General features: G+C 67.3%; 8 protein-coding genes and 1 pseudogene. 6 read left to right on the top strand and 3 right to left on the bottom strand.

Annotation, left to right across the window (positions count from 1 at the left end; genetic code table 11):
• A partial coding sequence (locus ABW137_RS07465) for an SDR family NAD(P)-dependent oxidoreductase (protein ID WP_526398449.1) occupies window positions 1–693 on the bottom strand: 693 nt, incomplete at its 3' end.
• Between the two features lie 121 nt (window positions 694–814).
• On the opposite strand from ABW137_RS07465, the gene ABW137_RS07470 reads away from it, so the two are divergent.
• From ABW137_RS07470 to ABW137_RS07480, 3 genes are all read left to right on the top strand, one after another.
• A complete protein-coding gene (locus ABW137_RS07470; RefSeq protein WP_526398451.1) occupies window positions 815–1585 on the top strand; it encodes a DUF427 domain-containing protein in 771 nt (256 codons plus the stop codon).
• 205 nt (window positions 1586–1790) lie between these two features.
• Complete coding sequence (locus ABW137_RS07475; RefSeq protein ID WP_526398452.1) at window positions 1791–2102, top strand: hypothetical protein; 312 nt, start codon at window positions 1791–1793, stop codon at window positions 2100–2102.
• 77 nt (window positions 2103–2179) lie between these two features.
• Complete coding sequence (locus ABW137_RS07480; RefSeq protein ID WP_526398454.1) at window positions 2180–3043, top strand: LLM class F420-dependent oxidoreductase; 864 nt, start codon at window positions 2180–2182, stop codon at window positions 3041–3043.
• Window positions 3044–3053: 10 nt separating this feature from the next.
• Here ABW137_RS07480 and ABW137_RS07485 read toward each other — a convergent pair whose 3' ends face one another.
• Together ABW137_RS07485 and ABW137_RS07490 are read right to left on the bottom strand one after the other, a co-directional pair.
• Window positions 3054–4295, bottom strand: coding sequence for a DegT/DnrJ/EryC1/StrS family aminotransferase (locus ABW137_RS07485; protein WP_526398456.1), 1242 nt, complete (start codon window positions 4293–4295; stop codon window positions 3054–3056).
• Between the two features lie 370 nt (window positions 4296–4665).
• Entirely contained in the window at window positions 4666–5223 is a 558-nt protein-coding gene (locus ABW137_RS07490) for a hypothetical protein (protein ID WP_526398457.1), read from the bottom strand.
• Between the two features lie 531 nt (window positions 5224–5754).
• Between ABW137_RS07490 and ABW137_RS07495 the strand changes: the two genes are divergently transcribed.
• From ABW137_RS07495 to ABW137_RS07505, 3 genes and pseudogenes are all read left to right on the top strand, one after another.
• A complete protein-coding gene (locus ABW137_RS07495; protein WP_526398459.1) occupies window positions 5755–7548 on the top strand; it encodes a penicillin-binding transpeptidase domain-containing protein in 1794 nt (597 codons plus the stop codon).
• Complete coding sequence (locus ABW137_RS07500; RefSeq protein ID WP_526398461.1) at window positions 7548–8594, top strand: CBS domain-containing protein; 1047 nt, start codon at window positions 7548–7550, stop codon at window positions 8592–8594. The genes ABW137_RS07495 and ABW137_RS07500 overlap by 1 nt, the downstream gene beginning before the upstream one ends.
• A 173-nt stretch (window positions 8595–8767) precedes the next feature.
• Window positions 8768–9066 (top strand): annotated as a pseudogene (locus tag ABW137_RS07505) (acyl-CoA desaturase); the annotation flags it as partial.

A 9066-nucleotide genomic window follows, 5' to 3' on the forward strand; every position in this document is an offset into this window, starting at 1 on the left:
GACGATGCTCGGCGGGGTGTCGCGGCGGTCGAGCTCGCGGAATGCGAGCGACACCACCTGGTCGGGGTTCTGGAAGCGACCCACGGAAGCATCCTCGGTGCCGACGACATCGAAGAACTCGGTGCGCGTGGCACCGGGGCTCAGAGCGAGAACGCCGAGACCCGAGCCTTTGGTCTCGTAGGCGAGCGACTCGGTGAAGCTCAGCACGAACGCCTTGGTGGCGCCGTAGACCGCCATGCCCGGCGTTGGTTGAAACGCCGCGGTGGACGCGACGTTCAGGACGAGGCCGTGCCGCGCCTGCGTCATCGCGGGCATGAACAGCGCCGTCAGCTCGACCAGTGTCGTGCAGTTCAGTTGCACCTGCGCGGCGTTGACCTCTGCCTGTTGGTCGACGAAGTCGCCGTGCAACCCGACGCCCGCATTGTTGACGAGGATCTCGACGTTGCGCCCAAGGTCGCGCACCCTGGCCGCGAGCTGGGCGGCCGACCCCGGCTGCGAGAGATCCGCGGCGACGACGTCGACGGTCAGGGTGGGGCTGGACTCCAGCAGCCGGTCGCGTAGCTCTTCGAGTTTGTCGGCGCGCCGCGCGACGAGGATGAGGTTGACGCCGCGACGGGCGAATTGCCGCGCGAACTCCTCCCCGATGCCGCCGCTCGAGCCGGTGATCAACGCGGTGTCGTTGGTGAGGTCCATGGCGGGCTCCTGGTGACGGACGGATGCGACTCGTGGCGGGGGTCAGGCGGTAGCTCCACCGTCCCTGCGCAATCCTATGGTGGAGGCACTCCCATGTCGGGGAGTCGAAACGGAGGGCGCCATGGTTCCGGACTCAGTCGGCGACTACCCGCGGACGGCTGCCGAACGCGGTCGCGTTGAGCCCGCCCCTCGCCGCGTGCGCGGATACGCAGCAGGCGAGCTGATCTTCGATACGACCGCCGCGCGCTACGTGTGGGAGGTGCCCTACTACCCGCAGTACTACATCCCCTGGCGGGACGTTCGCACCGACTTGCTCGTCGACGACGATCATCCTCAGCGGGTTCAGTTCGGGCCGTCGCGCACGTACTCGATCAGGGGCGGCGCGGGGCCGTCTGCGGTCAGGGTCTTCGACGCCGGTGGCGGCGGCCCGGTCGACGGCCTCGCCCGGTTCGACTGGGACGCCGTCGACTGGTTCGAGGAGGACGAGCGGATCCTCGGGCACCCCCGCAACCCGTACGCGCGGGTCGACGCCCTGCGCTCGCACCGCCGCGTCGAGGTCGAACTGGACGGCGTGCTGCTCGCCGACACCACCAGCCCCGTCATGCTCTTCGAAACCGGTTTGCCGACAAGGTATTACGTCGACCGGACCGACGTCTTCTTCGAGCACCTGACGCCAAGCGACACCGAGACGCTCTGCCCTTACAAGGGCACCACCACCGGTTATTGGTCGGCGCGGGTTGGGGACGAGGTGCACCCCGACCTGGCGTGGACCTACGCCTATCCGCTGCCTGCGGTCGCCCCGATCGCCGGGCTGGTCGCGTTCTACAACGAAAAGGTCGACATTGCGGTCGACGGCGTGCGCCTGCCGCGACCCAAGACGCACTTCGGGTAGCGACGGCCCGCCCGCTCTGCGGTGAGGGCGCCGCCGACTCGCACTTCGTCGCCCTACGTGCAGAGTCTGCGTCAGATGCCGGGCCCGACAGCCTGCATGCGATCTCCAGCTGATCTCCACACATCCTTCATGCGACGACCCACTGCCGGGCGGCAGTCTTTAGACATCACCGCCAACCGCGGGTCCAACTACGAAGGGAGTGGTCATGCGTACCGCTTTGTCCACCTTGATCGCGATCGCCGCAGCCGCCATCGGATTGCTCCTCATGCCGGGAATTCCGGCGAATGCCGCGGAGTCGGCGATCGCCACCATTGGTCAGCTCGAGGCCCAGGGCCTCGACGTGAGGATCGACCGCATCGGAAGTGCGCCGCTGAAGGACTGCACCGTCACCAACGTCCGCAACCCCCAGGAGCGCACGCAGGTGGTCCGGGTGGACGGCCGCGGCGATCGCGACCGCTTCATCGAGGTCGTCGTCGCCCGCACGGTGACGGTTTCACTGGACTGCACGAGGCGATAGGGCTCGGCTCGGGAATGACGTGGGTCATTTCGACGTCATTCCCGAGCAGAAACGGATCATCGAACCGGAAGGTGCCCATGCGCGTAGGAGTGGTCTTCCCCCAGACCGAGCTCGGTGGGGATCCAGGAGCGGTGCGGGCGTACGCCAACCGGGTCGAGGAGTTGGGCTATCGCCACATCCTGGTCTACGACCACGTCGTCGGCGCCGACCCCGCCGTCCACGACGGCTGGAACGGGCCCTACGACGTGCACACCACATTTCACGAACCACTGGTGATGTTCGGCTACCTCGCCGCGATCACCGAATCGGTCGAGCTGGTGACCGGAGTCGTCATCCTCCCGCAGAGGCAGACGACGCTGGTCGCCAAACAAGCCGCGGAAGTCGACCTGCTTAGCGGGGGTCGACTGCGACTCGGCATCGGAATCGGTTGGAACGCCGTGGAATACGAGGCCCTCGGCGAAGACTTCTCGACCAGGGGCAAACGCTCCACCGAACAGATCGGCCTGCTTCGCAGACTGTGGACCGAGCAGAGCGTGACCTTCGACGGCGCCTTTGACAAGGTCACCGGAGCGGGCCTGTCGCCCATGCCGGTACAACGTCCGATCCCGCTGTGGATCGGCGCAGCGTCAGCCCCCGGATACCGGCGGGCAGGCAGGCTGGCCGACGGGTGGTTCCCCATGATGGGGCCAGGCGCCAAGCTCGAGGAGGCGAAGTCCGTCGTCGACGGTGCTGCCATCGCCGCAGGCCGGGACCCGGCCACGATCGGCATGGAGGGCCGGGTGTCGTGGACCGGCGACGTCGATGGGGCCGCCGCCGAGATCGCGCAGTGGGCAGGCGTCGGCGCCACGCACCTGTCCGTCAACACCATGGGTGCCGGGCTGCGGACGGTCGACGACCATCTCGCCGCGCTCGGCGCGGTGGCCGAGGCGCTGCACGCCTGAGTCGTGGCGGTTACGCCGCCCGGGACTGTGCGCCGGAGATGGCCGCGGTGACGTACTCAATGTCATCCACCGCCAGCGCGGACGACGACGGAAGGTAGAGGCCGTCGCGGCAGAGCCGTTCGGCGACCGGGTAACGCTGACCGCGAAACCGCTCCCAGTAGATCGGCTGACAGTGCATCGGGATGAAGAACGTGCGGGTCTCGATGCCGTAGCCGGCCAACGCCTCCCGTAGCTCGTCGCGGCTCATCCCAAAGCTCGCCCGGTCGACCAGTAGTCCGTACATCCAGTACGCGTTCTTGGCCCACGCCGCCTGGGGCGGCGTGCGCAATCCGGCGATGCCCCGCAGCCGATTCGTGTACTCCTGGGCGTTGCGCCGCCTCGCGGAGACGAAGGTGTCCAGCTGTTCGATCTGGGCCAGCCCGACCGCGGCCTGCAGATTGGTCATGCGGTAGTTGAAGCCGACATAGCGGTGCCAGAAGTGCCGTTCGGAGCTGATCGCGTGGTCCCGCAGGTTGCGGCCGATCCTGGCGATCTCGTCGTCGTCGGTGGTCACCATGCCGCCCTCGCCGGTGGTGATCATCTTGTTGCCGTAGAAACTGAAGGCGGCACAATCGCCGAGTCCGCCGCACGGCCGGTCCTTGTACTCGGCGCCGTGCGCCTCGGCGGCGTCCTCGACGAGGAGGATGCCGTGCTCGTCGGCCAACTCGCGAAGAGGATCCATGTCGACGGGATGGCCGTAGATATGCACGGGCACAATGACTTTGGTGCGGGGGGTAATCTTGGCGGCGACCTGGTCGACATCCATCTGCCAGTATTCGGGTTCGCAGTCGACGAGCACGGGCGTCGCGCCACAGTAGGTGACCGCGTTGATCGTCGCGATCATCGTGAACGCAGGCACGATCACCTCGTCGCCGGGCTCCAGTCCCAACGTCGCCAACGTGAGATGCATCGCCGCGGTGCCGGAGGTACACGCGATGGCGTGGCGCACCCCGCAGGCCTCGGCGAATCGCCGCTCGAACTCCTCGACGTAACTGCCTCCGGAGGAGATCCAATTGGACTCGATGGCGTGCCGAACGTACTTCCACTCGTTGCCACCCAGGGTGGGTTCACACACCGGAATGTAGGACCTGGAGCCGAACCTGCCCCGTGCAGCCGAGGTTCCGTGGCACGGTTTGAGCTCGGGATCCGACGCAGGAATGATCTCAGCAAGCTCGCCCATCTGGTCCAGAGTCAGATCCGCCGGCCGCAACATGTGGACACGATATCGCCGTTCGGGCCATTCCTGGCGGCCGCGTCAATTAGCTTCTCGCCATTTCACGGCGTGCTGCGATGCTGGCGAAGGCACCGCGGAATCGGGGAGGTCGCAGCGTTGCGGGCGACAGTCGATTGCCATTCCCAGCCATGGGCGCCAATGTCACAGCAACGATTCGTTCGACCCGCCGAACGGATCGTTGCGGAAACCGAACTCCCCGTGTCGGACGCCACCAATAGCCGTCAGCATCGACAGCTACAGCGACGGATTGAATTTGGTCGGACGAATTTCGGATCGCCGTGACACCCTGGCGGGTCTGGCGGTCAGGGGGCAGGCGAGAGAACGGGCGTATGGCCTCGAAGCGCGAAGGTCAGCCGTACGGCTGCATGATGGCGCCGGCGGCCTTGATCCGTGCCTTCGCCGAGTTCACGTGGCTCAACATGTCCGCGGCGGTGTCCCAGTTGGTTCCAGGAGGCAGCGCGCGGCAGGCTTCTCCAGCCGCGAAGAGATCGTCGGCGACGCCCTGGAGCCGGAAGTTGGCGGCCGAGTTGGGGCTGGGGAGAATGCCCTGGAAGCTGGCCCCGGCCCCGCTGATCTGGCTGCACGACGCGTGCATCGCGTCGAAGTTTCCGGCCTGCATGGCAGCCGACCACGCCTTGAGCGCATCGTCCATCGTGGTGTACGGGGCGCCGATGTTCTTCTGATACCAGCGCCACGCGGTGTCGGGGTCGGTGCCGCCTTCGACCGATGCGGTCGGTTTCGGCACGGCGTTCGCGATCGAGGGGCTGGCGAATTGCGTCCCGGACCCGATGACGGCGGCAGCCACCACGGCGGCCGAGCCGACTACCAGGCCGCCCAGCCGAATGCGCTTGGTGCGGTTCGCGGGCGTGTCGCTGCCGTGCGACGAAGGTTGATCTCGATTCAGCATGGCGACCTCTTTCCCCGACCCTGTGCTCTCGGCCCTGCTCGTGCAACGCCGACGGTACCGGACCAGCAACTCGCTCCGCCGTGTCTGTCGGTGCGGCGTCGGTCCAATTCACCGCACCCGCGGCACCGATTCACAGGGCACCGCATTCAGTCACGCGCTGGCAATGGTACACGAATCTCCGACCATCGAACATTTGCCAGCACAACCGTTTCATCCCCTTCTCTCGAGATCGAACGCCGCTGGTCGAACCGTGGCAGCCGTCGCAATCGAATTTGCCAGCCGCAAATCGTCTGGACCGTAACGATGCCCGCCTTTCAGGCGAAATAGATGTTCAGAGTGCACCGACAGGCACGCATGGGCGAACTTCCAGGGTCGAGGATCGAATACCGGTCGCGTACCCACCGGATCTGTCGGGCGCGGCGGTCAAGGCGTCGACGATATTTGCCACGCTGGCAGCGGCATCGGTCTGCGGTGAGGCGTGGCCGAACCCTCGCCAAGGACATCGTCGCGCGTGGTTACCCTCGGGAGGCCATGACGAGACGATGCGTGCTTTCGATCGTGTTCGGTGTCCTGCTCGTCGTCTCGACGAGTTGTTCACTGTTCTCCAGCAGCGGCCCGGACGACGCGTTCCACGCGTTCGCCGACGCACTGCAGCGCAGGGACGCCGGCGCTGCCGCCGCGAGCACCGATGACCCCGCCGCCGCGACCGCCGCGATCACGTCGATGTTCGACGGCATGGGCCCGGCCGCGCAGGTGAAGGTCGACGTCTCGAGTCCTGGAGATCCCACCCCCACCGACGAGAACACCGCGAAGCTGAGCTATACGTGGTCGTTCGGGCCGGGTAAGACCCTGCAATACGAGGCCACCGCGACGGCAGCACAATCCGGTGACGACTGGCGAGTGCGCTGGTCACCCACCGACCTCCAGCCAAAGCTGCGAGCTGGCATGACGTTTCAGTACAGCGATGACAAGAACTTCCTCACCCCGGTCACCGACCGCGACGGACAACCCATCCTGACCTGGCAGACCGTCGGCGTCGTCAACCTGACACGCGACCACCTCGACTCCGCTGCCGTCCTTGCGCCACTGCTGCAGCCGTTCGACCCCTCGATCACCGCGGAGTCGATCACCGGTCAGTTCGCCGCAACGCAGGACGACCTCGTCACGGTGGTCAAACTGCGCCAGGACGACCTCGCCACGGTCGCCGATCAGCTCAAGCAGATCGCCGGGGTGACCGTGGCCGAACAAGGCGCGCTGCTCACCACCAACCGCGATCTGGCCTCGCCGGCCATCGACGGGCTGCAAGCGTTGTGGCAGAAGGCGATTGACGACGCTGCCGGGTGGTCGGTCCATCTCGTCGACGACAAGGGAGAGCCGACCGAAGAGCTGGCGTCGACCCCGCCGCGCGACACCGCCCCGATCCGCACGACCCTCGACACCCGCCTGCAGTTGCTTGCGCAGCAGGCCGTGGCGGCCGAACCCCGACCCGCTGTGGTGGTGGCCATCTCGCCATCGACCGGCGGCCTCCTCGCGGCGGCCCAGAATGCCGCCGCCAACGGGCAGGGTCCGATCGCCTTCACGGGCTCCTACCCACCGGGCTCCACCTTCAAGACCATCACCACCGCGGCGGCCCTCCAGGCCGGGCTGGCCACGCCGCAGACCCCCGAACCGTGTCCTGGCACGATCACCGTCGAGAACCGGACCATCCCCAACGACGACGAGTTCGAGCTCGGCACCGTACCGCTGTCCACGGCGTTCGCGCGGTCGTGCAATACGACGATGGCGTCGTTGGCCGACGCGCTACCAGCAGACGCTCTGCCAAACATGGCCCGCCTGTTCGGCATTGGCGTCGACTACGTGATCCCCGGGCTGACCACCATCACCGGAAGTGTGCCCAACGCCGACACCGCCGCGCAAAAGGTGGAGAACGGCATCGGGCAGGGCACCGTCACGGTGAGCCCGTTCGGGCTGGCCGTCGCGGAAGCGAGCCTCGGCCACGGAGCGACCATCACCCCCACCCTGGTCGTCGGCGAGCCGACCACGTCGGACACCCCGTCCGCACCGATCCCGCCAGCGATCGTCGACAGCCTGCGGACGATGATGCGGCAGACCGTGTCCGAAGGAACTGCGACCGCGCTTCAAGACGTGCCGGGTCTCGGCGGCAAGACCGGTACCGCCGAATTCGGCGACAACACCCACTCGCACGGCTGGTTCGCGGGCATCGTCGACGACATCGCCTTCGCGACACTCGTCGTCGGCGGGGACACGTCAGCACCGGCGATCACGGTGTCGGGCGACTTCCTACGACCAGCGCTGGCGGGTTGATGGCGCAGCAGCGAACGCGCGCCACCGACCTGCTGCGCGGAGGATTCGGAGCTCTGGCGGGAATCTTGGTTGCCGGGGCTACGGCGAAGGTCATGCCCGGCGCCGTCGAGGCCCTGCCCTTCATCATCGCCCCGATGGGTGCCACCGCCGTCCTCCTGTTCACGGTGCCTGCCAGTCCACTGGCCCAACCGTGGCCGGTGTTTGGCGGCAACGTGGTGTCGACCCTCATCGGACTGCTGGCGCACTGGCTGTTCGGCGATCAACTGCTGGCCGCCGCTCTCGGCGTCGGGACGGCGATCGTCGTCATGATGCTGCTGCGCTGCCTCCACCCGCCTGGCGGGGCATGTGCATTGCTGGCCGCGACGGCCACGCCCGCGATCGAGGCGCAGGGCCTGGCGTTCGTCGCGCTGCCGGTAGCGGTGAATACCGTCGCGTTGCTGGCGGTGGCGCTCGCCGTCAACAACGCGACCGGTCGCCACTACCCGCACCGCCCGCCGGCGGAGGCGGCGAGCCCCGGCCCCACGGAGCGGGTCGGCGTTCAACGGGCCGACGTCGAGCAGGCGATGCTGCACTCCGGTCGCGGCCTCGACGTGCTGCCCGGCGACGTGTACGCACTGATTCACGAGGCCGAGATGCGAGCTCTCGATCGACGCCTCGGCGCGCTGCCGGTCTCCCGGATCATGACCCGCGACGTGGCCTCCGTGCTGCCCTCCGAATCCATCTACCGGGCCCGTCTGCTCATCGCGCAGCGCCACGTGAAGTCGTTGCCGGTGACCGATTCCGAGCGGCGGGTGGTGGGCATCGTGTCCATCACGGACCTGTACCACCGCGACGTCATCGAGTTCGGGTCGGTGCACACGGTGATGACCACCGACGTCGTCACGCTGACCGACACCGCCGTGGTGGCCGAGTTGATCCCGCTGATGACCGACCGCGGCTTCCGGCACCTACCGATAGTCGACGCCGACGATCGACTGGTGGGCATGGTGACCCGGGGTGAGCTCGTCGCCGTGCTCAATCGAGCCCTGTTGGGCGAGCGACTGTAGAAAGCGTGGGGTGGGGAGGCCCACGGCGGCTCGTCTGGGCATAGGCTGTGAACATGTAAACGGGCGCGGCGGTCGTTGAACCCGCGTCCGCCGTGTACACGCGACTGGGCCATGACCCCGCCGATTCGCGACCCTCCGTGGCCGTCCGAGACGACAGGAACGCGACAAACACCATGGCCGTCGCCGATACCGCCGAATACGCCCATCTGACCCCGCAGGACTTGACGGACTTCGCCGCCGCGCTGGACGAGATCCGACGCGACGTCGAGGACAGCCGTGGCGGGAGGGACAGGGACTACATCCATCGGACCATCGCGTTCCAGCGGGTGCTGGACGTCAGCTCCCGACTCGTCATCGCGGTCAGCAAGGGCAAGGTGGGCTGGGCGCTCGGGACCGTCGGACTGGCGGCGGCGAAGAGCATCGAGAACATGGAGTTGGCCCACAACATCGGGCACGGCCAATGGGACTGGAT

Origin of the sequence: Mycobacterium sp. (assembly GCF_040509115.1) — a bacterium.
GTDB lineage: Bacteria > Actinomycetota > Actinomycetes > Mycobacteriales > Mycobacteriaceae > Mycobacterium.

Bases quoted from the DNA above. Each gene is read 5' to 3' on its own strand.
- ABW137_RS07470 (WP_526398451.1), top strand. From the start codon at position 815: ATGGTTCCGGACTCAGTCGGCGACTACCCGCGGACGGCTGCCGAACGC.
- ABW137_RS07475 (WP_526398452.1), top strand. From the start codon at position 1,791: ATGCGTACCGCTTTGTCCACCTTGATCGCGATCGCCGCAGCCGCCATC.
- ABW137_RS07480 (WP_526398454.1), top strand. From the start codon at position 2,180: ATGCGCGTAGGAGTGGTCTTCCCCCAGACCGAGCTCGGTGGGGATCCA.
- ABW137_RS07485 (WP_526398456.1), bottom strand. From the start codon at position 4,295: ATGTTGCGGCCGGCGGATCTGACTCTGGACCAGATGGGCGAGCTTGCT.
- ABW137_RS07490 (WP_526398457.1), bottom strand. From the start codon at position 5,223: ATGCTGAATCGAGATCAACCTTCGTCGCACGGCAGCGACACGCCCGCG.
- ABW137_RS07495 (WP_526398459.1), top strand. From the start codon at position 5,755: ATGACGAGACGATGCGTGCTTTCGATCGTGTTCGGTGTCCTGCTCGTC.
- ABW137_RS07500 (WP_526398461.1), top strand. From the start codon at position 7,548: ATGGCGCAGCAGCGAACGCGCGCCACCGACCTGCTGCGCGGAGGATTC.